General features: G+C 67.3%; 19 protein-coding genes and 2 pseudogenes. 9 read left to right on the forward strand and 12 right to left on the reverse strand.

All coding sequences use genetic code 11. From position 1 onward, the window contains the following. Positions 1–395 precede the first annotated feature (395 nt). Positions 396–485: pseudogene (locus U9978_RS01100) on the forward strand (NYN domain-containing protein); the annotation flags it as partial. A 126-nt stretch (positions 486–611) separates the two neighbouring features. On the opposite strand, the gene U9978_RS01105 reads toward U9978_RS01100, so the two are convergent. Beyond that, positions 612–2426, reverse strand: a complete 1815-nt coding sequence (locus U9978_RS01105) for an ATP-binding protein (RefSeq protein ID WP_322759126.1) — start codon at positions 2424–2426, stop codon at positions 612–614. 225 nt (positions 2427–2651) lie between these two features. Here U9978_RS01105 and U9978_RS01110 point away from each other — a divergent pair, with 225 nt between their 5' ends. Both U9978_RS01110 and U9978_RS01115 read left to right on the forward strand, forming a co-directional pair. After that, positions 2652–3227 (forward strand): HhH-GPD-type base excision DNA repair protein, encoded by a 576-nt coding sequence (locus tag U9978_RS01110; protein WP_322759127.1) that lies wholly within the window; start codon positions 2652–2654, stop codon positions 3225–3227. A 402-nt stretch (positions 3228–3629) separates the two neighbouring features. Next, complete coding sequence (locus U9978_RS01115) at positions 3630–7301, forward strand: choice-of-anchor D domain-containing protein (RefSeq protein ID WP_322759128.1); 3672 nt, start codon at positions 3630–3632, stop codon at positions 7299–7301. 119 nt (positions 7302–7420) lie between these two features. Here the strand turns inward: U9978_RS01115 and U9978_RS01120 are convergent, their stop codons facing one another. From U9978_RS01120 to U9978_RS01135, 4 genes are all read right to left on the reverse strand, one after another. Continuing rightward, a complete protein-coding gene (locus tag U9978_RS01120) occupies positions 7421–8503 on the reverse strand; it encodes a M56 family metallopeptidase (RefSeq protein ID WP_322759129.1) in 1083 nt (360 codons plus the stop codon). After that, positions 8500–9039, reverse strand: coding sequence for a BlaI/MecI/CopY family transcriptional regulator (locus U9978_RS01125; protein WP_322759130.1), 540 nt, complete (start codon positions 9037–9039; stop codon positions 8500–8502). Before U9978_RS01125 ends, U9978_RS01120 begins: the two co-directional genes overlap by 4 nt. 81 nt (positions 9040–9120) lie before the next feature. After that, positions 9121–10455 (reverse strand): PH domain-containing protein, encoded by a 1335-nt coding sequence (locus tag U9978_RS01130; RefSeq protein ID WP_322759131.1) that lies wholly within the window; start codon positions 10453–10455, stop codon positions 9121–9123. Continuing rightward, positions 10452–10925, reverse strand: a complete 474-nt coding sequence (locus U9978_RS01135; protein WP_322759132.1) for a PH domain-containing protein — start codon at positions 10923–10925, stop codon at positions 10452–10454. The genes U9978_RS01130 and U9978_RS01135 overlap by 4 nt, the downstream gene beginning before the upstream one ends. Positions 10926–11224: 299 nt before the next feature. On the opposite strand from U9978_RS01135, the gene U9978_RS01140 reads away from it, so the two are divergent. Both U9978_RS01140 and U9978_RS01145 read left to right on the forward strand, forming a co-directional pair. Continuing rightward, a complete protein-coding gene (locus tag U9978_RS01140) occupies positions 11225–12031 on the forward strand; it encodes a type II CAAX endopeptidase family protein (RefSeq protein WP_322759133.1) in 807 nt (268 codons plus the stop codon). Between the two features lie 159 nt (positions 12032–12190). Then, positions 12191–13903 (forward strand): CYTH and CHAD domain-containing protein, encoded by a 1713-nt coding sequence (locus tag U9978_RS01145; protein ID WP_322759134.1) that lies wholly within the window; start codon positions 12191–12193, stop codon positions 13901–13903. Positions 13904–13932: 29 nt separating this feature from the next. Here U9978_RS01145 and U9978_RS01150 read toward each other — a convergent pair whose 3' ends face one another. After that, positions 13933–14919, reverse strand: a complete 987-nt coding sequence (locus U9978_RS01150; RefSeq protein ID WP_322759135.1) for a helix-turn-helix transcriptional regulator — start codon at positions 14917–14919, stop codon at positions 13933–13935. Between the two features lie 381 nt (positions 14920–15300). On the opposite strand from U9978_RS01150, the gene U9978_RS01155 reads away from it, so the two are divergent. Then, on the forward strand, positions 15301–15771 hold the full coding sequence (locus U9978_RS01155; protein WP_322759136.1) for a DUF5666 domain-containing protein: 471 nt from the start codon (positions 15301–15303) through the stop codon (positions 15769–15771). On the opposite strand, the gene U9978_RS01160 is transcribed toward U9978_RS01155, so the two are convergent. The 3 genes from U9978_RS01160 to U9978_RS01170 all read right to left on the reverse strand — a co-directional run bounded on the left by U9978_RS01160 (position 15755) and on the right by U9978_RS01170 (position 18652). Further along, on the reverse strand, positions 15755–17077 hold the full coding sequence (locus U9978_RS01160) for a HAMP domain-containing sensor histidine kinase (protein WP_322759137.1): 1323 nt from the start codon (positions 17075–17077) through the stop codon (positions 15755–15757). The genes U9978_RS01155 and U9978_RS01160 overlap by 17 nt on opposite strands. Positions 17078–17228: 151 nt before the next feature. Beyond that, positions 17229–17927: a response regulator transcription factor gene (locus U9978_RS01165; RefSeq protein ID WP_416210814.1), complete on the reverse strand. Its 699-nt coding sequence runs from the start codon at positions 17925–17927 to the stop codon at positions 17229–17231. Between the two features lie 131 nt (positions 17928–18058). After that, positions 18059–18652, reverse strand: a complete 594-nt coding sequence (locus U9978_RS01170) for a hypothetical protein (RefSeq protein ID WP_322759139.1) — start codon at positions 18650–18652, stop codon at positions 18059–18061. A gap of 175 nt (positions 18653–18827) precedes the next feature. On the opposite strand from U9978_RS01170, the gene U9978_RS01175 reads away from it, so the two are divergent. Further along, the gene (locus U9978_RS01175) at positions 18828–19541 is read left to right on the forward strand and encodes a response regulator transcription factor (protein WP_322759140.1); all 714 of its coding nucleotides are present in this window, start codon (positions 18828–18830) and stop codon (positions 19539–19541) included. Between the two features lie 25 nt (positions 19542–19566). Here the strand turns inward: U9978_RS01175 and U9978_RS01180 are convergent, their stop codons facing one another. Next, positions 19567–20574, reverse strand: coding sequence for an aldo/keto reductase (locus U9978_RS01180; RefSeq protein WP_322759141.1), 1008 nt, complete (start codon positions 20572–20574; stop codon positions 19567–19569). Between the two features lie 769 nt (positions 20575–21343). Here U9978_RS01180 and U9978_RS01185 point away from each other — a divergent pair. Further along, a complete protein-coding gene (locus U9978_RS01185; protein ID WP_013872098.1) occupies positions 21344–21547 on the forward strand; it encodes a cold-shock protein in 204 nt (67 codons plus the stop codon). 316 nt (positions 21548–21863) lie between these two features. Here U9978_RS01185 and U9978_RS01190 read toward each other — a convergent pair whose 3' ends face one another. Both U9978_RS01190 and U9978_RS01195 read right to left on the reverse strand, forming a co-directional pair. Beyond that, complete coding sequence (locus U9978_RS01190; protein WP_322759142.1) at positions 21864–22988, reverse strand: aspartate-semialdehyde dehydrogenase; 1125 nt, start codon at positions 22986–22988, stop codon at positions 21864–21866. Further along, positions 22985–24253: an aspartate kinase gene (locus U9978_RS01195; protein WP_322759143.1), complete on the reverse strand. Its 1269-nt coding sequence runs from the start codon at positions 24251–24253 to the stop codon at positions 22985–22987. Before U9978_RS01195 ends, U9978_RS01190 begins: the two co-directional genes overlap by 4 nt. A gap of 536 nt (positions 24254–24789) precedes the next feature. Between U9978_RS01195 and U9978_RS01200 the strand changes: the two are divergent. Then, positions 24790–25061, forward strand: a pseudogene (locus U9978_RS01200) (hypothetical protein); the annotation flags it as partial.

Below are 25061 nucleotides of genomic sequence, written 5' to 3' on the forward strand. Positions count from 1 at the left end.
CACGCTGAACGTCGGGTGCCTAAAGTGAACCCACTTTTTCCCCGCCGTCCCACGGGACTGGCGGGGTTTTTTCTAGATCGGCTCCGTCATGACTCCACGAGTCGCGGTCTTCGTCGACTATCAAAATGTCTACCTTATCCGCGATCAAAGTCTTCCAACCACTCGAGACGTCCCGGTCGCGCGGGCATATCGATCCGGTACGGCTTTCGGAGCGGATCTGCGCCGGGCGTCGTCTTGACGGCGTGCTGACGGACATCCGTGTCTACCGCGGTCGTCCAAGCCCGGACCGCCAGCCGGAGGCCGCTCGCGCCAATGACCGATAGGCCAGCACGTGGGCGCGGCATCCGCTCGTGTCGGTGATCCGGCGACAGCTTCGGTATCCGAGGGACTGGCCGGTGGGCGCTGCCCAGGAGAAGGGCATCGACGTTGCTCTGGCAGTCGACTTCGTTCGTCTGGCCTGTGAGGGCGCCTTTGACGTCGGCATTCTGTTCAGTCGAGACACGGACCTCGTACCCGCGCTGGAGGCAGTTCGTGACCTTGGTTCGGATCGAGCGCACGTCGAGGTCGCGACCTGGGTTGGGACCAGTCGGCTCCGAGAAATGGCGTGGAATTCATACCGGCGGGCTCGTGAGGCGATACGCGGCATTAGGGTCGCTGTAGGCTGCGGTTGTTCTGGCGACCAGTCCCTCGGCGATCAGCTTGGTCAGCTCATAACTAACCTGCCGATCGCCCAAGGAAAGGCGGACGGCGATCTCCGTGCGGGTCAGGGGCGACTCGACGGCCAGGAGTTCCAGAACACGTTGTTTCCGTGTGGCGGATGCACGAGTCTCCCTGTTGCGGGCGGCCTTCGCGCGGTGGTGTCGCGGCTCGTGCTCAAGGAGTGCAGAGAAAGGCGTCGGGTGTGGATCCTCGGCCGCGTCGTCAAGGACGTACCTTGCCCATCGGCGCTGGTTGACCATTCTGACCAGACCTCGTTGGACAAGATCCCCCAGCTCTCGACGAGCGACCTTGCTGTCTACCGCGAGTTCGATGCGGTACTCGTCGCTCGTCAGCGCCCGGCCACTCCGAAGTACCGCGAGGGCCATCTCCTGTGTCGGGGAGATGCCCGGCTGACCCAGCGAGTACAGCCATGCCTGGGTGCTCTCGTCGAGCAAGGTCCTGTTTGGCATGATGACTCGGAAGTCGCTGATGTTGTCCTTGAACCTGGGGGGCACGAGCCCAGCCTGACGCAGGCTGTTTAGAACTGTGGGGATACCGGTCGCCCGCCCCTCGCACAGGGCCCTTCGATCGCGGTGGAAACGAACATTCTCGAGCATGTCGACGAGCACCCGGTTACGAGCAGACGCGATGCTCTCGTCTCCCAGCCGATCGATGCTGACGGGCCCGAAGAGCCCGCCCGGTGAAATTACCTCAAGGCGATCGGGGTACATCTCTACATGGATGCGCGTCCCCCGGGACATTGGACTGTAATCGCGGTGGGCTACGGCGTTGACCAAGATCTCCCGAAGCGCCTCCAGCGGATACTCCCAGTGATCTTCTCTGCCAATCCCCGCCACTATTCCGCGCCGGCTCATGCGGGCGTGCAGGACGTCAAAAACCGCTGCGAGAAGAATCGGCGCCGGGCCTTCAAGAATCTTGTCGTCCAGGAATCGCTGGCCGTCTGGACCGGGCTCGCCCTTGCGTGGCGTAGGGTACGCGGTCACCGTGATCGCGCATCCGCGTAGTGAGTCGAAACCCTGTGGATCCCGGCCCAGCGCAAGCAGCCCACCCAGCGACGGCACGAGCCTCTGATCATCCAGTGCACTTCTTACCAGCACTCCGCACCGGCGAAGTAGATCTTCGTCGTCCCGGCGGGCCAAGGTCGGTCGGGACCGGCGAAGGTCCCGCAGATAGTCCGCGACGAGTTCGTCGTGCAGATCGACTCTGCTTGCTTCTTCGACGGGTTCCATGTCGAAAACCGGCTGGCCTCGATTGATCAGCAGTTGACTTACTTCGTACGACGTAAGTCGATGATCACCATCCGAGATGCGGATGTACGAGCCGTTAGGCTGCCCTTTACCCCGGAGATAACAGGGCTTGTCCGCCGGGTCGAGCTCCGGCACCTCGGCGACGACAAGGGTCCTGTCCTCGAACTCCGGAAGGCTGATCAGAGGCATGAGCGGCGGAACGAGGCCGTCCCGACACAGTCCCGCGATGTCGGCGGCGAGTTTCGCGGCATGCTCGCACCCAGTCGCCGCGAATCCGCGTGCCTCGTCGAGGCCCAAGATCAGGGTGCCGCCGCCCGGAGTGTTCGCGAATGCGCATAGTGTTTGACTAGTCTCACTAGGCAACTTGTCGGTTGACGCCAGTTTGACCTCAAGACCTGTGTCATCTCGACCGATCCGGCGAAGCGAGACAACGATCTCGGCCAGTCCGTCCGCATTCATGCCACAGCCTCCCAGGGAGCTTGACGTAAGCCTAACACGATGTTGTAAGGTTGCCGAGATCTTGTTAGGCTGCGCCGGGTACGCTACGTGTCGGTGCTCGGATGCTGGCGCGGGATCGGGTATGCCCGCCCCTGATTGCCCTGGGGCGGGTAGGTGAGCCGGCGACTGTCGCTCATCGTGTGCACGATCGAGTGGGTCTGGCTTGCTGCCGAAGGGAAATCGACCGTGGGACTGCACCTGAGCCAGATCGACGAGGCGGACGAGCTGCTGACGCGAGACCCGCTCGCGCTCCTGGTGGGTATGGTTCTCGACCAGCAGATTCCGCTGGAGCGGGCGTTCGCCGCGCCGTATGAACTGAGCCGGCGGCTCGGTCGCCCCCTGGACGCGGCGGACCTCGCCGATGCAGACCCCGACGAACTCGGCGCGGTGTTCTCCCGGGTGCCGGCGCTGCACCGGTTCCCCGCGTCGATGGCCAAGCGGGTCCAGGCGATGTGCCGCCTGGTGGTCGACGACTACGACTCGGACGCCGCGAACGTCTGGCTGACCGCGACCGACGGTCGTGAGCTGTTGCGGCGTGTCTCAGCGTTGCCCGGGTTCGGGCCGCAGAAGGCCAAGATCTTCGTTGCGTTGCTCGGAAAGCAGCTCGGCGTCACCCCGCCGGGCTGGCGGGAGGCGTCGGCTCCCTTCGGAGAGGACGGATCGTTCCGTTCGATCGCCGACATCATCGATACGGTCACCCGTGACAAGGTTCGCGAGTACAAGAAGGCGATGAAGGCCGCCGCCAAGGCGTCCACCGGCTGAGCGGGGCCTCTCCAGCGCTGAAGATCGGCGCGAGTTTGTCATCGCGTACGCTAATCCGGCTGAAAAGCGTACCCAACGACAAACTCGCGCCGATCATGACCGGTGAGATGGCTGGAGACGGGATCCGTACGACCTGAGGCTGTCGCCGGGTCGGCGCTCGGGCGCCATGACCCGCGCTCCGGGGTACGACAACAGCCGGCGGATGTTGGGTTGAGCACTCCACGCACTCCACGCACTCCACGCACTCCACGCGCCCCAGGCTCCTTGTGCTACCTGTTCATTACCTCGTTCACCGCGTCGTCTCCTTTGTGACACCCAATGGGCGTGCGCAGATAAGGGAATCGACGTTGCGCGTCGGAATCGCAGATCGATAACCTGCGGCACGCCGTGTAGGGGGAAAGAATGAATTTTCGTTCACTGCCACGGGTGCTGGGTGCCTTCGCGGTGGCGCTCGCTACTGTGAGCGTATATCTGGTCGCCGTTCCGGGGCTTGCGCGTTCGGATGTTCTCACCGTGTCGCAGGATGCGCTGCGCACCGGCTGGGACCAGGCGGAGCCGGCTCTTTCCCCGTCATCGGTGAGCGCCTCCGACTTCGGAGTGCTCTATTCGGTGGATCTTGACGGCTCGGTCTACGGTGAACCTGTCATCGCCGGCGGAACGGTCGTCGTCACGACCGAGAACAACAACGTATATGGAATCGACGAGGTAACCGGCCTGAAGAAGTGGTCGGTATCGATGGGCGCGCCGTGGCCGCCTTCGGTCATCGGATGCGGCGACGTGGGAATCAACATCGGCATCACCTCGACGCCCGTTGTCGACAAGGCGACCAATACCGTCTATCTGACCGCGAAGGTCAATGACGGTGGCGATGCGCAACATCCTCATTACTACATGCATGCCCTGGATCTCGCGACCGGCGCGGAGCGTAGCGGCTGGCCGGCGACGATCCAGGGGGCGCCCAGCAACGACCCGGCCGGTACGCCGTTCGACGCTCGGGTCGAACTGCAGCGTCCGGGCCTGCTGTTGCTCAACGGCGTGGTGTACGCGGCGTTCGGTGGACACTGCGACATCGGCAGGTACCGCGGCTATGTCGTCGGCGTGAGCACGACCACCGCGAAGCTGACCACGATGTGGGCCAGCGAGGCCACCGGCAGTGACATCGGCGGCGGTATCTGGCAGAGCGGTGGCGGTCTGATCTCGGACGGACCTGGCCGGATCATCTTCACGACCGGCAACGGCGTGGCGCCGGCGCCCGGCCCCGGCTCGAGCGCGCCCGGCCAGCTTGCGCAGGCTGTGGTCCGACTCGGCGTCGGCGCTGACGGCAGACTCTCGGCGCAGGACTTCTTCAGCCCGGTGAACGCCGCGGCGCTGAACCAGAACGACACCGACCTCGGCTCGGGCGGTCCGCTGGCCTTGCCGGACGGGTTCGGCACCCCCACCCATCCCCATCTGCTGGTACAGGTCGGCAAGGACGGACGGGTGTTCCTGCTCGACCGGGACGACCTCGGTGGGCGTGGGCAGGGACCACAGGGCATCGACGACGTGGTGGGCATGACCGGGCCGTTCCAGGGTGTGTGGGGTCACCCGGCGTTCTGGGGCGGCGACGGTGGCTACGTCTATGTGGCGGGCAGTGGTGGGCCGCTGCGCGCGTTGAAGTACGGCGTGACGGGCGCGGGTGAGCCGGCCCTGGCCGCGGCGGGTACGAGTAGCGGCACGTTCCCGTTCGGCTCTGGCTCGCCCACGGTCACCTCTGATGGGACGACGTCCGGGTCCGCGCTGGTGTGGATGGTCTACGAAAGCGGCGCATCCGGCTCCAACGGCCAGCTCCGGGCTTACGATGCGGTCCCCACCAACGGTGTGCTCACCCAGCGCTTCTCCGCGCCGATCGGGATCGCGTCGAAGTTCACAAAGGTGGCGACCGACGCCAACCGCGTCTTCGTCGGTACGCGGGATGGCCACCTGCTCGCGTTCGGCCGGCCGACCGGCGCCGTGCTGTACGGCTCGGCGACGGACTTCGGGAAGGTCGCAGTCGGCGCCACCGCCACCGCCACGGCGCAGGTCACGGCGCGTGTGCCGCTGACCGTGTCGGCGATCTCCACGTTCGCGCCGTTCGCGGCGACGCTGCCGACGCTGCCGGTCACGCTCGCCGCCGGTGCGACCCTGAGCGTGCCGGTGACGTACACGCCGACGACCCCGGTCGCCACGGATGTCTCGCTCACGTTCACCACCGATGCCGGCCTGGCCTCGATTGACCTGCGGGGCATCGGCACGCAGTCGGGCCTGGCAGCGGACCCGCCGTCACTCCCATTTGACCGGCTCCCCACCGGCGGTGCGAGCGCGCTGTCGGTGAACATCGTCAACACCGGAACCGCGGCCACCACGATCATCGGGGCGACTCTGCCTGGTGATCCGTTCACCGTGAGTGGCCTACCCGCGTCCGGCACGACGATTCCGGCCGGCGGCTCGGTGACTGCGTCGGTGACGTTCGCTCCCAGGACTGCCGGGACCTTCGCCGCCACCCTGACGGTCACCAGTGCCGACGGCCCGGTGAGTGTGGCGTTGTCCGGGTCCGCGGTCACCGGCGCCCCGAAGATGACTATCTCACCGACGTCACTGGACTTCGGTCAGGTTCCGCAGGGCCAGGCACGGACGGCGACATTTGACGTCCGCAACGACGGCAACCTGGCGTTGACGATCACAAAGGCGAAGGCGCCGGTCGGTGACTTCGCCAGTACGCAGATCTCCGAAGGGCTCACGCTGGCCCCGGGTGAGGTGATCCACCAGTCGGTGACGTTCACGCCGACCTCGACCGGGGTGCAGGCCGGCTCGTACATCCTCACCGGCGATGACGGAGCGGGCGTACAGACCGTGACGTTGACCGGCGAGGGGACCTCGCCGGACCCGAACAGCTTCCCGCCGCCCAGCCAGGGTAAATGGACGCTCAACGGGACCGCGGCGATGTCCGGCGGTGATCTGGTGCTGACTCCGACGCAGCAGTACAAAGCCGGCTCCGCCGTCTACCCGGTGACCGTGTCGACCGACCGGCTGGCGATCGAGTTCACCGCGCAGATCGGTGGCGGCACAGGTGGCGACGGGCAGACGTTCGCGCTGCTGGACGCGACCAAGACGACCGACCGGGCGCTGGGCACGAACGGTGGGTCCATGGGTTTCGGCACCCTACCCGGGGTAGCGGTCGCCCTCGACACCTACACCCACGGCAATTCGCTCGCCGTGGCGACCGGCACATCCGGCGGATCCTCGACGTACGTGGCGCGCACGACCAACGTGCCCCACTGGCGCGACGGTACCCATGTCGTCGACGTGGTCGTCACCGGCGGCCGCGTGCAGGTCGCGGTCGACGGCCAGGCCAAGCTCGACGTCGCCGTGGCGGTGCCGGCCAACGCGCTGCTGGCCTTCACCGGTTCGACCGGTTCCGTCACCGATCTGCATGTGGTGCGCGACGTGACGATCACTCGTCTTCCGTCGACGCCGCCGCCGTTGACCGCGCCCGGATGGTCGCACAACGGCTCGGCGACGCTGTCGGGCAGCGACCTCGTGCTCACACCCGCGGCACAGAACCGCGCCGGGTCGTCGTTCTACGGCACCCCGCAGCCGACCGCCGGTGGTCTGCATGCAACGTTCACCGTGCAGATCGGTGGCGGCACCGGGGCGGACGGCCTGACCTACGCGCTGCTGGACGCCGCGAACGCCGGACCCACCGCGCTCGGGAAGAACGGCGGCGGGCTCGGGTTCAGCGGTCTGGCGGGCTTCGCCGTCACGCTTGCCACCTATCGCGGCGGTGCACCGTCGCATTATGTCTCGGTTGTGCGGGGCACCGCCGGCACGCCGCCGGTCGTCCTGGCAAGTTCGACCAAGATTGGTGACCTGCGTGCGGGTACCCACCTGATCGACGTGGAAGCCTCGGGCGGTCGGATCGTCGTCGTGGTGGACGGGATCACGGTGATCGACACTGCGGCGGACCTGCCGTCGAACGTGCTGGTCGGGTTCACCGGTGGGACCGGCAGCCGCACCGATGTACACACGGTCCGGAATGTGACGATCACCCATGGCTGATTGATCCACGCCCCTATTGCCGGGCGCTCCAAGTCCGGCCATGAGCTGGGGATGTCGAGCGGAAACCGGACAGGTCCTGCCGGGTCGGGTCGGCCAGGAGCTCCAGCGAGCAGTGTGGCCTAGGAAGCCAACAGGACGACGACGGGGAACGTGCTCACGGCGGCGGCTGTCAGGTAGACCGCCGCGTGTGCCCACAGCGGCGTTCGGGGCGAGGGATCGAGCAGGCGCGAGATGCGAGCGATCAGCGGGGTGTTGATTGGTGACCGGATGGGTGCGCCCAGCGGGACGTTCGCGTTTTTAATCCTTTTTATACTGTATGACCTTGTTGTGTCGCTGTTGTGGCCGATACGTGGTGGCCACAGCGTCCGGCCTCGTGCAGACAATCCGTGCTGGGGCATCCCGGTGATCGCGACCGCGCCCGCCGGTACCGGGGACCGGGCGACGCCGAGCCGGGCCAACGCGCGCGCGAGGGTCTGCCCGCTGGTACATCGGGCGGCGGCATCGTCGGCGAGCATCTCAACCAGAAGCGACACCGCGGCGGTCGCATCGCGGGCCGGCGGCAGGAAGGGGAACGTCTCCTGCCAGGCCAGAAAGGGTTGGATGACGAGATCGTGGCGACCCCGGGCGTGAGCTTCCTCGTGGGCGAGGACGGCTTCCAGCTCATCCGGGGCGAGGGCGGCGAGTAGCCCCTTGGAGACGACGACCCGGGTATGGCGTACCCCGGGTAGGCAGTACGCGACCGCCACCGGATGATCCAGCACGCGGAGCTGACCGCGTCGGCGGGTCCGTTCGCTGTGGTCGCTGTGGTCGCGGCCGGCGAGGTCGACCAGGTGGCGATGGCGGCGACGTTGTCGGGCGGTTCGTGACGTGGATAGAGCCAGGACGCCGAACAATCGGGCGGTGAGGGCCGATGCCACTGCAAGGCCGATCAGGTTGATCCAGCTGAGCCCGGCCAGCGGCTCGCCCGCAGCCAGATGGTCGGCGTGATCCTGCAGGCTCACCGGCACGTTCGCGGACAGCGGCGCGAACGTGAAGGCGATCACCGCGATCAGGGCGGAGACCCCACCTGCGAGCCCGATGGCCTGCCACAGCACGATCGCCGATCGAGGGCAGCGGGACGGCCAGCGGGCCGCGGCGAGTAGCCGTGGGACCGGCCACGCGAGGATGCCCGAGAACAGAGCGAGGATGGCCGCGGTCGTCATAGCGGGTGAACGATACCTCTGCCAGGAGGCCCTGCTTCCTCCCGCTCCCGTTGCCGGTGAGCATTCTGATCGGTGGTGTCCTGATCGGTGGTGGTGCCCGGTGCCTTGGTGCCCTGCCCCATGGTTTCGGGCCCCATGGTTTCGGGTTCGCGGGTGTCCTGCCCGAGGGCGTCCTGACCGGCCTCGGTTGGCCGGGTCAGCGCCCGGCGCAGGATTTCGGCTTCGGCGGGGGACACCGAACCGACGAAGCGGACCAGCGCCGAGTTGCGGTCGTCGGTGGTGTCGAGCACAGCGAGCATAGCCTCGGCTACCACCGCGTCCCGGCTGCTCGACGCCTGGTAGCGATGCGCGCGCTCGGCGCGTTCACGCTGAACGAATCCCTTGCGCTCGAGACGTTCCAGAACCGTGAGGACGGTGGTGTAGGCGAGGTCCCGTTCGTGGTCGAGGCGGACGGCGACCTCACGTGCGGTGAGCCAGCCGTCTGTATCCCACAGTACGTCCATGACTGACCGTTCAAGGTCACCCAGGCGCGCCATGGATACATCTTAGGGCGCGTCGAGAGGTTGTGTGACCTGATCCACAAATCCTGCGTCTGTGTTCCTGCGTCCATGGAGTCGTCACCGGCCGTGAAGGGCTCGCGGTGGCCGCTGACTGCGGCGGGCCGCCCGGCACTGACCCGGGAGAACGGCCAGCTGGCGGTCAACCTCGTCGACGTTGCGATCGGTCAGCTCCGCCTGGATGCGTCGTCCAGCGGTGTCGAGATGGATCGTCGCCAGACCGAGCATCCGCTGTACCGGTCCCTGGACCCGACGGACGCTCTGAACCTTCTCAAGCGGGACCCATCGGGTAACCCGGCGTACCCGACCGCTCGCCGTCACGACGCAACTGTCGTTTCCGCCCCAGGCGAGGTAGTGGTACCGAAGGGGCGCCTTCCACCTGGCTCGGGCCGGGGCACGTCGATCGGCGGTAGGTGCCCCGGGGATGAGCTGGGACAGCAGGTATGCGGCCTGGTCGTGGTCGCCGACCGGGAGGATTGCCCGTAGCTGGCGCCCCTCGGGCCTGTTCTCGTTCCTGGCCTGTCTGCCCGCCACCTCGACCTCGAGCCGGCACCACCGCAACGGCCGCCACAGGAGCGGCTCGACCAGTTGGACCGCCTGGACACGGCCGAAGGGGATCGTCTCGGCAGCGGTCTGGATCGCGCCGGAACGCAGGTGGATGCCGTCGGCAGCGACGGAGACAGTGAGCTCAAAGCCGCTGTTGAAGCGCCGCCAGGCAGCGGTGAGCATGCCGATCACCAGGCCCGCTGCGCCGCCCAGGGCGCCGACGGCTGCCGGGATCATGACCGCGACCACGGCGAAGGCGACCGTCGCGACCATCGTGACAACGCTCTGGCTGCTCAGCAGCATGGAACCGACCAGACGCCGGGTGGACAGCGCCACCAGCAGCCGTTCCGGTGGCGGCGGCGAATCCTCGGCGACACCGTGCGCCAAGGCCAGCAGGCGTGCGCGCAGGACCTCCGCGTCCGCCTTACGCAGGCATGCCAGCCGGCCGGTCGCGCCGCCGGAGGCCGCCATCCGCAGGTGGAGTTCGGCTAGGCCCAACAGCCTGGCCAGCCCGGACTCCACCAGGTCGATCGCCTGGATCTGGGTCAGTGGGTAGCGCTGTGAGCTGCGGCGCAGCAATCCCGTTTCGATCCGCAGCGTGCCGTTGTCAACCTGCCACCGGGTGACCAGCCACGAGACCACACCGATGACGACGACCACGGCGACAACCGTCAGCTCCCAGTAGCCTCCCTGCCCGCCGCCGTCCTGTTGGCGGGTGACCGCGCCGGACAGCACGACGGCCGCCACCAGCACAAGATGCCGACCGGCTCGTACCAGTGGCGACAATGGGTGCAGGCGGTGCCATCCGCCGGTACGAGCCGCAGCGGTCGGCTCGTCGGCGCTGTTCACAGCCCGGCCGCTTGGGCTTCGCCCAGCGCGGCCAGCGCGTCGCGAAGCCGTGCCGCTTCGGCTGCGACCAGGCCCGGGATCCGGGCGTCACTTGCCGCGGCGGCCGTGTGCATGCGCACGGTGGCGAGCCCGAACATGCGCTCGAACGGCCCCGCGGTGACGTCGACGAACTGCATTCGACCGTAGGGAACAACGGAGATTTTGCGGATCATAACGCCACGTCGAACGAGAAGGTCGTCATCCCGTTCGGCATATGCCCAGGCCCTGACCCGGCGATAGAGGAGTCGTTCCCATGCCAGTGCCACCGCCATGACCCCCAGCGCCAGCAGCCCGCCGAGTTCGGCCGAGCCCATGATGCCGCCGAGCAGGCCGACGGCCGTGATCGCCGGAATGGCGATGAGCGTCAGTTGCGTCCGACGCATGGCTAACAGGCGGGTCGACGGTGTGGTCCAGTCCTGGCTGTCGTTCATATGATCCGTCCGCTGGGCCTTTCGGGCCGTGGCCGTGAGACATCCGCTCCGCGGCCGGCGGCCCGGACCCGTCAGCGCGGTCGTGTGGCGGTGTGGCGGTGTGGCGGTGTGGCGGTGTGGCGACGCGACGGTGTGATGAGTGTGGCAGAACCGGGCGTCCCGCACTATTTTGACCCATCCCGGCGTCCACCGAGAACCTGCGGGCCGTGCTGATCGCGAACGGGGCCGGTGCAGACAGGCCCCAGGGCCTGTCTGCACCGTCGCGACGCAGGGGTCGGCCATGCGGTTACGGTCGCCAGATGAGTGTGCGTGGGGATGACCGGGGCACGGCACCGGTCAGCGTCGAGCGGCTGCTGCCGCGGCGGTTACTCGTCGCCGAGGTGTGGCTCGTTCTCGGCGTCTCGCTGGGAGCGTCCGCGCTGTGGGCCGCTGTCCGCTATATCGGTGATCTGACCGCGCCCGGACCGCTGCGCAGCCAGGTTGCCGAGCTGAACTCTTCGGCGGCTCCGGGACGTCCGTGGCTCGACCTTGCGCTGCAGCTGGTCGGTGTCGCGACCGCGCTGGTGCCCGCGCTGCTGGCGCTGTACCTGCTCGTGCGCGAAGGCGGCGGCCCGTCCGCCATCGGGTTCGATCGCCGTGAACCCACCCGTGATCTCTTTTTCGGTGCCGGCCTGGCCGCTGTGGTCGGTGGCGCCGGCCTGGGGCTGTACCTGCTGGCCTGGCACTCCGGCGCGAACCTGACGGTGGTCCCCACGAGTCTGCCGGACGTGTGGTGGCGCATTCCCGTTCTGCTGCTGTCGGCGGTGGAGAACGCGGTACTCGAGGAGGTCGTCGTGGTCGGCTACCTGCTGACCCGGCTGCGCCAGGTTGGCTGGACCGATCGGACCGCGCTGGTCACCAGTGCGCTCCTGCGCGGCTCGTACCACCTCTACCAGGGGCTCGGGGGCTTCGTCGCCAATTTGATCATGGGTCTGCTGTTCGGCCGGATCTACCAGCGCTGGGGACGGGTCGGTCCGCTCGTCGTGGCTCACTCCTTGATCGATTCTGTCGCGTTTGTCGGCTATGCAACCTTGGTCGGCCGGGTTTCCTGGCTTCCTACGCCATGACTCGTGCTCAGTACGGGCATGAAGGCCACGGGATGGTTAACATACGTTGAACAATAATAGTCTTTTAGTTGCCTCATGGGTTACAGGCGTCGGAAGGTGGCAGGGCGGAGCACGCGCCCGGTGGTGGCGATCCGGTCGGATGTGATGAGAGGGGACGGCATGGGCGGTGAACTGAGGGAAGTCGAACGCAAGTTCGTGGTGGAGCCGGTCTTCGTGCTTCCCGCGTTGGACCAATTGCAAGGCGTCACCACCGTTACCGAACCGGAAACGGTCACCCTGGAGGCCGTCTACTACGACTCCGACGATTTTCGGTTGGCCAATAACAAGATCACATTTCGACGGCGTACCGGCGGGTACGACGACGGTTGGCACCTGAAGCTGCCGATCAAAGTCGGTGAGCGCGACGAGATTCAACGTCCTCTCGAGCCGGCCCCGAATGCCATGAATGGTGCTGATGGCGCAAAAGGGGCGAATATCGCCGAGGATGGGAAGGGCCCGGTCGACGGTGCCGACGGGCCGCCGGTCGTGATTGATCCAGTACCGGAAGTGTCTGCCGCTGCTTATGTCGCCACCGGTCCAGACAATGGCTGGTCGAACCGAACCCCACCCGACGAGCTGGTCGACCTGGTGTGTGTCCACCTGCGCGGCGCACCGCTTCGACCGGTGGCGCGGCTGGTCACGACCCGCACCGCTATCCGCCTTCGCAATGCCGCCGGCGCTGATCTCGCGGAGGTCGTCGACGATCACGTCAGCGCCCAGACCCTCGGCGGGAACACCGTGCGCGCCCAGCGCAGCCAGTGGCGCGAGATCGAGGTCGAACGTGTCGGTGCCGGTGAGAACAGCCTGCTGGACAAGGTCGGCGCGACCCTTACCGCGGCCGGCGCGTCCCGAGCCCCGGACGCGTCGAAGCTGGCGCGGGTGCTCGGGCCGGCACTGGCGAACCAGCGGCACTCCGACGCGACGGCGCCCCGGACCAGGCCGAGGTTGAAGTCGCCAGCCGGTGAGGTTGTCCGGGCCTACCTGGCGGCCCAGGTGGAGGCCCTGCTCGCCGCCGATCCACGGGTTCGCCTGGATGTCCCCGATGCCGTACACAAGATGCGGGTGGCGACCCGTCGGTTCCGCAGCACGCTGCGTACCTTCGCGCCGATGTTCGACCCGGCGACCGCCAGCCACCTGGACGGCGAACTGCGCGATCTGGCCGGTGCGCTGTCCGCGGCCCGCGACTGCGAGGTGATGGTCGAGTACTTCGACGGGCGGATGGCCGAACTGCCCGGCGAGCTGGTGCGCGGCCCGGTCGTCGAGGCGATCGACAGCCAGCTGCTCGCAGGTCAGGCCGAGGCCCGCACCGAGACCTTGGCGATGCTGCGCAGCGAGCGGTACCTGACACTCGTCGCCGATCTGCGGGCGGTGGTCGCCGGACCGCTGCGTGGCCCGGCGACGCAGCCCGCGCGCACCGCCGTCCCGAAGCTGATCGGACGCGCGGACTGTCGGCTGACCCGCAAGGTCGAGGCCGCACTTGCCACTGCGGCCGGGCATGAGCGGGACATCCAGCTGCACAGCGCCCGCAAGCAGGCCAAGCGCCTGCGGTACGCGGCCGAGACGGCCGCGCCGGTCTTCGGCTCTGACGCGGTGGAGTTCGCCAGGCTGTCCGAGCAGATTCAGGAACTGCTCGGCACGCATCAGGATGCGATCGTCGCCCAGGGGCTGCTTCGTGGCTGGGGCACGGCGGCCGCCGATACCGGTGAGCAGACCGCGTTCACGCTCGGGCTGTTGCTGGGTCTGGAGGAATGCCGGGCGCGGACCGCGGAGCGGGATTTCATCGACTTCTGGCCGGAGGCATCCCGGCAGCGTCACCGTCGGTGGTTGCACTGATCGGCATCCTGCTATATGCCGGTCGCCGGCTATTGGTCGTAGAAGCCGCGTGACCGGTCGTTGCCGACCCAGCGCGCCGGCAATTCCAGCAGTTGTCGGATCCGGTCCCGGTCAGGCTGGCTGACCGGGGTCTGCAGCAGGATGGTCGAGTCCGGGTCATCCATCGGGCGCAAGGACGACAGGACCAGGCGGATGTCGCCGACGGTCGCGGTGCTCACCGTGACCGTCCGGCTGGCGAACTCGTGCGCAGTCCGACTTTCCCACCAATGGCGCAGCTCAGGCTTGTCGGCCTCGAGTAGTGCGAATATCTCCCGGGTCCGGTCGTCGGTCCGGTCGTCGGTCCGGTCGTCGGTCCGGTCGTCGGTCCGGTCGTCGGTCCGGTCGTCGTGGGGATTGCGATCGGCGTGATTCCGAAACTGTGCAAGCACGGCCTTTGTCACGGCCTCCCAGTCATTCAGCGTGCTGCTGAGCAAACGGCTGGTGACCATCAGATAAATAAGGTTCCGGCGCCGGTCGTCGACGAGGGCGGGGTCCGTCCACAGTGCGGCGTAGGCGTCGTTCCACCCGGTGATGTCAAATCTGTGGTCCAGTAGCAGCGCGGGGCTCGTCGGCCAACTGTCCAGGACGGGTTGGAGCAGCCGCGCCGTACCGCGGAGTCGATCATGGAGGTGTCGGCGTGCCACCGGTGGCACGTGCAGACCCGCAAGCGCGAGGACGTGTCGTCGGGCACCGTCGTCCAGCCGCAGCGCACGTGCCACGGCCTCGACAACTTGCGGGGATGCCTGTACCCGTCCCTGCTCGAGCCAGGTGTACCAGGCGAGCCCAAGGCCAGACAGCTGCGCCACTTCCTCCCGCAGCAGCCCCGGTGTCCGCTCGCGGTGGGCCTGCAGGAATCTGCCGAGCTCCCGTTGCTGGGCATCCCGCTGCACGTTGCTGTTCGCCGCGCTGTTCGCCGCGCTGTTCGCCGCGCTGTTCGCCGCGCTGTTCGCCGCGCTGTTCGCCGCGCTGTCTGTCATGGTCAACCGTCCTGTCGGTTATCGCCCGGACACCGGCAGCTGGGACATGGGTGGAGGTGTCCGGACAGGGCGGTGACCGCCTGTCCGATGAAGATTCAGATGCCGTTGACCGGGCAGCTGACCTTTGTGGGACACCTGTCGATGTTGACATCATCGGGGTCACCACCTATCGGAATCCCGGTCAGTGCGACCTTGCCCTCCCCGGGCGGCTCGATGCCCGGCCTGTGAGGAGACGGTCAGGGAGGTCGTGGCACGAAGTAGCACGCCGTGGGACGCGGTCCTTACACAGTTCTGACGATTTTCGGACGGAAGGCACACGGGCCACCGAAAAAGTGGTCGATGTCGCGGACCATGGTGGCCGCGCTCGACGGAGGTGACGGCATGAGGATGTCAGTGGCAACGAAGCTGGCCGCGGTGGCGGGCGCCGTGGTGGTCGCGGCCGGCGGGGTCGCGACCGCGGCACTGGCCGACTCGGGCGGGTCCGCCACGCCGACGGCCAGCGCCACGGCGGCCAGCGTCGATTCCCACCCGGATGCGTCGCCAAAGGGCCTGGGTCGCGCCTGGCTTGCCGAAAAGGGCGTCCACGGGGAGTTCGTGGCGCGCACGGCGGACGGCTTCAAGACGTTCGCCACTCAGCGGGGAACGGTAACGGCCGTGTCCAGCTCATCGTTGACCGTCCGCAGCGATGACGGGTACGTCGGTTCCTACTCGGTTACGGATAACACCGTTGTCCGCCAGAATAAGAACAAAACGGATATTTCGGCGGTAAAGGTCGGGGCGAAGGTCAGGGTCGGCGCTCGCGTCGACGGCCAGAGCCGGACAGCACTCCGTGTGATTATTTCGGCTGGTTGAGTCGCCGGTCGGCCCTGGGTGCGCGGATGCTCGTCGGCAGCCGGATGGCGAACGCCGCTCCGCCCTCGGCGGCCACACCGGCCTCGGCGTGGCCGCCGAGTCGTGCCGCGAGGCCGGCGACCAGGGCTAGGCCGAGGCCGGTGGAAACCGGGCGGATGCCCCGGTAGCGCTCGTAGAGCACGGACCGGTCAAAGGCAACGGCGAGATCCTCCGGCGTGAGGCCGGGCCCGCCGTCGCGGACCTCTATGACAATGTGAACACCTTCCTTGCGGAGGGCGAAAACGATCGGTGCGCCGGCTGGTACGACCCGCAGCGCGTTCTCGGCTAGCCCGTCGATGATCTGCCGGCACCGGGCCGCGTCGGTTACGGCGACGAGCTGGCCGGTCGGGATCTCCACCCGCAGCTCGACCCCTTCGGCCGCGCACCGCCGCTCCCAGACCTGCGCGGCGGCGCTGACGACCGCCGTCAGATCGACGGCGTCCAGATCGACGCGGAAGTCATCGGCACCCAGACGGGCCAGGTCGAGAAGGTCGCGGACCAGACGGTCGAGCCGCAGGGCCTCGGCGAGCAGTACGCGGCCGGTCGCCGCCACCGAATCAGCCGGGGTGATCTCATCCACCAGGGCCTCGGCAAAGCCACGGATCGCGGTCAACGGTGTGCGCAACTCGTGCGAAACAGAAAGCAGGAATTCACGTTGCCGTTCCTCGCTGATTATCAGGGCGGCGATGAGGTTGTTGAGCGCCTCGCCCACCTCGGCTATCTCCGCCGGCCCGTAGACCTCGACCCGAACGTCGCGGCGGCCAGCGGCCAGTTCGTGTGCCGCGCCGGCCATGGCCCGCAGGGGACGCGCGAGCCGGCGGGCGAGCAGCAAGCCCATCGCGGTCGCGGCGCACAGTGCGACAACGAGCGCGATCGCGAGCCGGCGCGAGACGGGCACGCTGAGTTCCCGACCCTGGGACGCCGGTTGCACCAGGGCCACCGCACCCCCGTCCGTCAATGGTCGGGCGGCGATGTTCACCGGATGTCCCGTGACAGTGGCGGCCCGTCCGACCGGATCACCGGCGCTCAGTCTGGCCAGGACTTCGCCCGACAACTCGGCCCGCCCGGCGCCACGCGCTCCCCAGCTTGACGTCACGACTCCTTCGCCGTTGAGGCGGATGACGGTGATCTGTTGGGCCACGAGCATCCGGACCGCGCCCGGCCTGAATTCGACGGTCTTCGCCGGGCGGTCGTAGAACTGCGCGACGAGGTCGGCCTGTCGTCCCAACGCCCGCCGGGCCTGGTCGTCGGTGGCTCCACCGATCAACCTCAGGAAGATCGCTCCAGTGAGGACGGCCGTGACCGTGGCTACGGCGGTGGCCAGAACGGCCGCTCGCAGCGCAAGACTGGTCCTGGTCCTGGTCCTGGTCCTGGTCCTGGTCCTGGTCCTGGTCCAAGACCAGGACCGGCGCCGGAGCTCAGGCGTCGGCGGTATAGCCGACACCGCGCACCGTCCGGATCGGACTTGCGTCGCCGAGCTTGGCGCGGACCTGGGCGACATGGACGTCGACGGTCCGCGTGCCCGCCGCCGCCGAATATCCCCACACCTGTGACAGCAGCCGTTCCCGGGAGTGGACCAGACCGGGCCGCCGCAGCAGGGTGGACAGCAGGTCGAACTCTGTCGCCGTGAGGACGACATCCCGGCCGTCGGCCAGCACGCGGCGGCGGCCGAGGTCCATCACGACGGTGCCGGCCCGCAGGGTCTGCGAGATGTCCGGGGTGCCGGCCGTGCGGCGTAACACCGTGCGCAGTCGGGTGACGAGTTCGCGCGGGGAGAAGGGCTTGGTGACATAGTCGTCCGCACCCAACTCCAGACCCAGGATCCGGTCCGCTTCGTCGTCGCGAGCGGTCACGATGAGTACGGGGATCCAGTTCTCCTCGCTCCGCAACGTCCGGACGATGTCCAGGCCGTTCATCCCGGGAAGGCGGATGTCGAGAATGATTGCTACCGGCGCCAGCAGTCTGGCCGCGGCCAGGCCGTCCGCGCCGTCGGGGCAGACATGCGCACCGAACCCGTCACGGGCCAGATACAGCCGGATGATGTCGGCGATATGTCGCTCGTCCTCGACGACCAGGACGAGACCGGACGAGTTGTCTCCCACGGTCGTCAGTGTGATGTCGGTGAGCGTGGCTGTGCGCACTGCCCCCGCGGCGAGCGGCGCGGTATTGCCGACGGGGACGGCGGCCCTCCGGCGATGGGCCAGAACCACGATCGCATCGCCTTTGGCCCCCCTGTTGCCGGGCGCTCTTATGCGGAGCAGGACCAGCTGATCGAACCGGCCAGGGTGCGGCCCGCTGAGGTCTGTCCGCTGAATGACAGCGAACCGCCCGTGGACGTGATCGCGGCGGTGGTTGCGATGGCCTCCACCGCGTACGTGCCTTCGGCGGATGAGCTGACCGAAACGGTGACCAGGGCCGGGTAGGACCCGGGGCCGTGGTAGGCGGCGACCCGCACGGTCTCGGCGACGGTGTATCCGCGAATGACGCCATTGGCGGTTTCGGCATAGCGTCGGCCGGCCTCGCAGGTGACGGTGGTGTCCACATGGCCGGCAACAGCGACTGGTGATGTGATCGATACTGTCAGGGATCCTGGGCCACCGGTTCCGCGCCCGGCGGGCACGGTGGCCGGCGGAGCCGTAGCGGGCGCCGTCGCGGGCGCGGTTACGGACGTGGCGGTGGTCGTCACCTCCGATGAGGAGGCGGTGGAAGCCTGCGTGGTTCCCGCGGCCACGGTCGTGTGGGCGGTACGGGCACCGGCCTGGCACGCTGCCAGCGGAAGAACCGCGACGCCGGCAAGGATCACGGCGGCCATCCGGGAGCGACTGGCGTGATGACGGTTCATCGTTGTTCGACACCTCTTCGGAGGGGGACTGCCAGGGGGAGTCCTTACATCTCCGGAGCCTGCCCGGCGTTTGTGAGAGTTGGATGTGCGAACAGATGGTTCGGCTCGAATGGAACTCACATGTTCGGTCGGTGTGATTACGGCCTGCGCGACATGCAGGAGGGGTGGGAAGCACATGAGCGAGAACGGGAACCGTGATCCGCAGCCGATGCGGGTCCTGGTGGTGGACGATGAGGCGAACATCGTCGATCTCGTGCGCATGTCCCTGCGTTTCCATGGCTTCGACGTGGTCACCGCCGCTTCCGGCCGGGATGCGATCGCCGCTGTCACCGAGACCGCACCCGATCTTGTGGTGCTTGACGTGTTGCTGCCCGACACCGACGGCTTCGAGGTCTGCCGCCGGCTGCGTGACGCGGGTATCGAAACTCCGGTGATCTTTTTGACCGCCCGTGATCGTCAGGCCGACAAGGTCGCCGGTCTGACCTATGGCGGCGACGACTACGTGACCAAGCCCTTTTCCATCGACGAACTGGTGGCCCGGGTGCGCGCAGTGCTCCGGCGGGCGCGACGTGACCAGTTACCACTGACCGTCCAGGTGCTTGCTTTCGCCGATCTCGTTCTGAACGAGGACACCCACGAGGTGACCCGTGACGGTCATCCGCTCGAGCTGTCGCCCACCGAGTTCAAGCTGCTGCGATACCTGCTGGCGAACCCGCGCCGGGTGCTCTCCCGTGCCCAGATCCTTGACGCGGTCTGGAACTACGACTTCGACGGCGGCCACACCATCGTCGACCAGTACGTGAGCTATCTGCGACGCAAACTCGCGCCGCACGGACCGCCGCTGATCCACACCCAGCGCGGATTCGGCTATGTGCTGCGGGAGCCCTGACCGTCGCCGTCAGCCCGTCAGCCCGTCAGCCCGTCAGCCGGGACGGCCCGGCGCCGACCCCGAGGCGATCAATGCCCAGCTCGATGTCATCGAGGTCGTCCGCGGTCAGCGTGAGACCGGCTGCGGTGATCCATCCGTCTACCTGGGTCGGCCTGCGTGCGCCGACGATCGCCGCGCTCACGCCGTCGAACGCCAGGGTCCAGGCGACGGCGACCGCAGCAACGGTCGTGTCGTGTCGCTTTGCCACTGTCCGCAGGATGTCGGCGAGAGCGAGATTGCTGTGCAGCGCCTCGCCGGTGAAGTCCGCCGACCCACGCCGCCAGTCGTCGGCCGGCAGATCCGCCGAGCGCTGCGCCGTCCATGCCCCGGTGAGAAGCCCCGACTGCATCGGGCTGTAGACGATCACCCCGATGTTGTGCTTCGCACAGTAGGGCAGGACATCCGTGGCCACGGTCCGCCTGATCGCCGAGAACGGCGGCTGGAGTACATCGACCCCACCTGCGTGCGCGGCACGTTCGAGCAGCTCGACGTTGAAGTTGGACACGCCGACCAACCGAATCTTTCCTTCCGCGCGCAGTTCGTGCAGGGTCGCGACGGAATCCTCGATCGGTGTGCCGTCTTTCGGTGGCCAGTGCAGCTGGTAAAGATCGATTCTATCGATCTTCAATCGTCGCAGGGACCCATCCACCTCACGGCGGATTGACTCGGGCGCTCCCACCATGACGGGCAGGGACGTTGCCTCCGCATCCCAGACCATGCCGCACTTGGTGAACACGTACGGCCGGTCATCGGCACTGAAATCCGTGAGTGCTCGTGCCACGACCTGCTCGGAGTGCCCACGCCCGTACACCGCCGCTGTGTCGATCCAGTTCACGCCGTGTTCGACGGCATGCCTGATGGCGGCCACCGATTCATCGTCGTCCTGGGCGCCCCATCCGAATGCGTGTTCTGCACCGCCGATCGCCCAGGCGCCGAAGCCGACCCGGGTGATGTTCAAACCGGTCGCGCCCAAGAGCGCTGTAGGAAGGGTCATGGTCAGTGCGCACCCCCATGCGAGATTCCCCGAACCGGATGGTCACGAACACTCCCAGCTGAGAGCGACCGGGACCGGGCTGGCTTCTCCAGCATGAAAGCATCCACAGGGCCGGAAGTCCTGGCGGCGGGGAATGCCAGCGATGTCATGCTTGTCCTGTTGACATCGTCGAGAGGGCCAAAGGGCGCGCGACGATCGTCGGATCGCGCCCGGAGGCCGCAGTCCCCGGAGCCCTAGGGCGGGTCCGGACACATCGTCAGCCTGGTCTCGGGCGCTCTTAGGGGCACTATGTGGTCGCACAGATCTGTGGGGCGAAACATGCGTCGTGTGAATTACTCTGAGTAATCAGATTGCTGCTTTGAGTCCCCATTCGAGTGGCAGGCGACCTGCCCTCAGCGAGCGCCGCGCCGCCGGGCGTGCCCGAAGGGCTCGCTATCAACAGTGCTGTCGGCGTGCCTACCGTGACGGCGTCCAGTCCGCCCGAAGCGGTCGGCGGCAGCCGCTGGACGCCCGCAGTCTGCGGTTGCGGTGGGTTACCGCGGGCGTTAGGGCGTCATCTGGCACGTGAGGTATGTAGTGGACTTCCTTCCCCAGAGACCTCCCGTGATGGCCTGTAGCCGTGTAGCGTCTTCCATGGCCAAGTTCGGCGGTTGGCGTCTACAAGGGGCGCCGACGGCGAACACTGTCGTGGGAGCGTCAAAATCCCACTTCAGACGGTCCGGGGCCCGCGCGGTGTGGGTCCTGACTGCACCAGCAGGGAGAACGGCACGTGGCTCAGGGCACGGTTAAGTGGTTCAACTCGGAGAAGGGCTTCGGCTTCATCTCCGTGGACGGCGGCGGTTCGGATGTCTTCGTCCACTACAGCGCGATTGACATGGACGGGTACAAGAGCCTGGAAGAGGGGCAGCGGGTCGAGTTCCAAGTGACCCAGGGACAGAAGGGTCCACAGGCTGACGCCGTTCGGGTCGTCTGAGCCACGAGGGACGTAACTCCACAGTCGTAGGGCGAGGGTCCGCCATCTTCAACTGAGGGGGCGGGCCCTTGTCATTTGCCGGTAGCGGGGCGATTCGTGCGTGGTCGGGGCGGGTCGGTTTTGTTCCCCTGTCGTTTTCCTTTCGGTGGATCGTGCGTTTTCGTCTGGCTGAACATGCGTGTCCAGCATGTCGGATGTGTCAATTTCGATCTTCAAGTCGTCGAATGAAAACTGTTCACCGAATTTTCCTGTTGCGCACATCCGTCGGATGAAACGTCTATGGAATCAGTTCCGTCAGCCATGGTGCCACGGTGAACTACCGACCGTGGGATACCAGCAGTTCGGCGATCTGAAGGGTGTTCAACGCCGCGCCCTTGCGGAGGTTGTCGCCGCACACGAACATGGCGAGCTCGCACGGGTCGTCGGGCGATTGCCTGATGCGCCCGACCCAGGTCGGATCGGTACCGACGACGTCTGCCGGTGTGGGGAAGTCTCCCGCTGCCGGGTCGTCCAGGACGGCCACTCCAGGCGCCGCACGTAGGACGGCCCGTGCGTCATCCGCGGCCACCGGGCGCGCGAACCGCGCGTGCACCGCCACCGCGTGGGTCGTCACGACGGGTACCCGTACACAGGTTGCGGACACCTTGAGCCCGGGAATCCCCAGGATCTTTCGGGACTCGTTCCGGATTTTCATTTCCTCGGACGACCAGCCGCCATCCCGGTACGAACCGGCCCACGGCACGACGTTCAGGGCCAGCGGCGCAGGGAACGGGCCGAGCCCGTGCTCCCCGATGGCCTTGCGGACGTCCCCGGCGCTCTGCCCGGGTCCGAGCCCGGTGTCGCCGGTGGACCTGCTGTCAGTGGACCCGCCGGGCGTTGGCATGGCGCTGACGACGGTGGCGAGCTGGGCGTAGAGGGTGTCGATACCGGCCTGGCCTGCTCCGCTCGCTGCCTGGTAGGACGTTGCGACCAGGGATTCCAGCCCGAACACGCGGTGCAGCGCGCCAACCGCGACGATCATCGACAGCGTCGTGCAGTTCGGGTTGGCGATGATCCCGCGAGGCCGGTCCGCTGCCGCATGTGCGTTCACCTCGGGGACGACCAGTGGGACGTCCGCCTCCATCCGGAAGGCGCCTGAATTGTCAACCGCGGTCGCCCCGCGGGATGCCGCGACCGGTGCCCACTGCTTGGAGACCTCGTCCGGGACGTCGAACATGGCGATGTCGACACCGTCGAAGACCTCGGGGGCCAGCGTGAGTACCTCGACGTCGCCGCCGCGCAGCCGCAGGCGGCGCCCGGCGGACCGGGCGGAGGCGATCAGGCGGATCTCGCCCCAGATGTCCGGGCGTTCGTCCAGCAGCGACAGCATCACGGTGCCGACCGCACCGGTCGCGCCGACGACGGCCAGCGTGGGACGGCCGCCGGCCGCCGGCGTGGTCATCGACCGGTCCCCGCGTATACAACCGCCTGACTGTTCGGATCGCCGAGTTCGAACGCGCTGTGGACGGCCCGGACCGCGACCGGCAGATCGGTGTCGCGGATGACCACCGAAATCCGGATCTCGGAGGTCGAGATGATCTCCACATTGACCCCGGCGTCCGCGAGTGCGCCGAAGAACCGGGCCGACACCCCCGGGTGCGATTTCATCCCGGCGCCGATCAGCGAGACCTTACCAATGTGATCGTCATACAGGGTCCGTTCGAAACCGATCTCACCACGGACCTTCTCCAGCGCGGTCAGCGCGGTGCGGCCGTCGGTCTTGGGGAGGGTGAAGGAGATGTCGGTCCGTCCGGTGCCGGCAACTGACCCGACTTGTACGATCATGTCGAGGTTGACGTCCGCGTCGGCGACGGCCCGGAACACGGCGGCGGCCACGCCGGGCTTGTCCGGGCAGCCGGCAACGGTCACCTTCGCCTCGCTCTGGTCGTGTGCGACTCCACGGATGATGGCCTGTTCCACGAGATCTGCCTCCGGAATCTCGGTGACCCACGTACCCGGCTTCAAGGAGAACGAGGACCGGACGTGTACGGGGACGGTGTAGCGGCGTGCGTACTCGACACAGCGAAGCATCAGCACCTTGGCTCCGCAGGCCGCCATCTCCATCATTTCCTCGTACGAGATGCACTCGATGCGGCGTGCGTCCGGCACGATCCGCGGGTCGGCGGTGAAAACGCCGTCCACATCGGTGTAGATCTCGCAGAAGTCGGCATGCAAGGCGGCTGCGAGGGCGACGGCGGTCGTGTCCGAGCCGCCTCGCCCGAGCGTCGTCACGTCCTTCGTGTCCTGGCTGACTCCCTGGAACCCGGCGACGATCGCGATCGCTCCCGAGTCCAGAGCGTCGCGGATGCGTCCCGGCGTGACATCGATGATGCGGGCCTTGCCGTGCGCCGACGTAGTGATCACCCCGGCCTGGGAGCCCGTGAACGAGCGCGCCTCGGCGCCCAGGTTCGAGATCGCCATGGCCAGCAGCGCCATTGAGATGCGTTCACCGGCGGTGAGCAGCATGTCGAGCTCGCGGGCCGGTGGGACGGGCGTGACCTGTTCGGCGAGTTCGAGCAGGTCATCGGTAGTGTCACCCATAGCGCTCACCACGACCACCACGTCGTCGCCGCAACGGCGTTGGGCCACGATTCGCTCGGCGACTCGTTTGATCCGGTCGGCATTCGAGACGGAGGAACCGCCGAACTTCGCCACCACGACCGCCATGTGCCCCAGGTTACCGGGCGCTGCGGGGAGGCGAGAAGATCTGTGGACGGGCTGCTTTCCGTCAGGCTACCGAGCTGTCTCGCCGGAGCCGCGGGCTGCCTGGTCACCCGCGGGGAATGAGTTCAGCCGCAGGGCAGTCGTTATCATATTTTGACTGTTGCGAAAAGGGCTCCTTATGGTCTTCCTGGAAATCTACTATCGCCATTTTGTGTAGGGCGCGGATGTGTGTGCGGTACGGGATGTGGGCCTGTCTCGTCCGTGGGTGTTCCACCGGACCCGCCGGCGGTGGTGCCAACGGTGCGTCACCGGTCATGATCCCATGATATGGGATGAAGCCGGTATTTTATATGTTCATCGAGCGATAACAGAAAATTTCACCGAATTATGTACTGTGCCGTCACTACGGATGGTGGCTACTGTTCGCCGCCTCGTGCACACCCGGTTGAGTGCGCTGGTCGCGGTACCGCTATGCTCCGTTCGTCCTACTTGGGGGGGACACCAAGATGGGGACTGACGAAGGGCTTGAAGAGCCAGTGATGATCAAGTATAGTGCCCGGTGGAATGCGACCGTGGTGCTCTCCGCCGCTCTCCTCGCCGGTGGGCTTGCCGCCTGTAAGCCAGCTGATTCGGGCCTGACGCAACCCGCCCACGGTACGGCGTCCCCCACGGGAAGCCAGACGCCACTTCGGGCTCCCGCCGGCACCGCAACCACGCCGCCGGCCGCGGCTGCTGTCCCGTCTCCGACCGCTACGCACGGCGTGCAGGCCCCGTCGGCCGCGCAGACCCTTCCGGCTCTCCCGGCCGGCGG

It is taken from the genome of Protofrankia sp. Cr2 (assembly GCF_963555885.1).
Lineage (GTDB): Bacteria > Actinomycetota > Actinomycetes > Frankiales > Frankiaceae > Protofrankia.